Source organism: Streptomyces sp. HSW2009 (genome assembly GCF_040240285.1).
Classification (GTDB): domain Bacteria; phylum Actinomycetota; class Actinomycetes; order Streptomycetales; family Streptomycetaceae; genus Streptomyces.
In genome coordinates this window covers 1-964 of sequence record NZ_JBEHZD010001065.1, presented here as the reverse complement: position 1 = coordinate 964, position 964 = coordinate 1, and the positions used below count along the sequence as shown (strand labels likewise).

Annotated in this window: 1 protein-coding gene; it reads left to right on the top strand. The window is 82.0% G+C overall.

The window, feature by feature from the left end; all coding sequences use genetic code 11:
• Window positions 1–139: 139 nt before the first annotated feature.
• The coding region (locus tag AAHZ94_RS34565; protein ID WP_349997627.1) for a DUF3492 domain-containing protein at window positions 140–964 on the top strand (825 nt) is incomplete at its 3' end.

Genomic DNA, 964 nt, shown 5'->3' with positions numbered 1-964 from the left:
CCCCCCCCCCCCCCCCCCCCCCCCCCCCCCCCCCCCCCCCCCCCCCCCCCCCCCCCCCCCCCCCCCCCCCCCCCTCCCCGACCCCCGCATAGCGTGCTGCCGCTGCCTGCCGGCGGCTGCCTATCCGGGAGATCGGGGTGTGAACGTGCGCGTGGGACTGCTGACCGACGGTGGTTATCCGTACGCGAACGGTGCGGCGGGCCAGTGGTGCGACCGGCTCGTACGCGCGCTCGGCCAGCACGAGTTCGAGGTCTGCGCGCTCACCCAGGGCGCCGCGCAGGAGGCCGCCGGCCGGCTGCCGCTGCCGGCCCCCGTGGTGCGGGTGCGCACCGCGCCGCTGTGGGGCCCGCCGCTGCGGACGCCGGGCCGGGCCCGCGGCTACCGGCGCCGGGAGCGCGCCAGCTTCGCCGAACACTTCGGCCGCCTCGCCCGCGCCCTGACCGCCGCGCCCCCGCCCCCCGTCCGCGGGGGCGCGTCCGCCGCAGGTGGGACCGGGCCCGCCGGGGAGTGCTCCGGCCGTCAGGCGGACCGTTTCGCCACTGTGGGGCGTGCCGCCCCGCATCCACCGTGGGGGAGCGCGCCGCGGGACGCCGGGTACGCGGTGCCGGCCGGCGCGTTCGCCGACGGGCTGTACGGACTGGCCGAACTCGCCCGCGAACACGGTGGGTTGACGGACGTGCTCCGTTCCCCCGGGGCGCTCCGCCTCCTGGAAGCGGCCTGCCGCGCGCCCGGCGCCACGGCCGAGGCGCAGCGCGCGACCGGCGCCGACCTGCTTGCCGTCCTGCACCACCTGGAGCGCGTGCTGCGCCCGCTGTCGCTGGACTGGTACGGGGCGCCGGACGGGGCCCCCGCGCGGGCCGGCGCGGCCGGGCGCGGCGGGTGGCGTGGGCGGCGCCGTGGACCGGACGACAGCGGTGGTCGGCGGGGCGGTGGTCGGCGGGGTCGCGGCCGGGGCCGCCGGGCG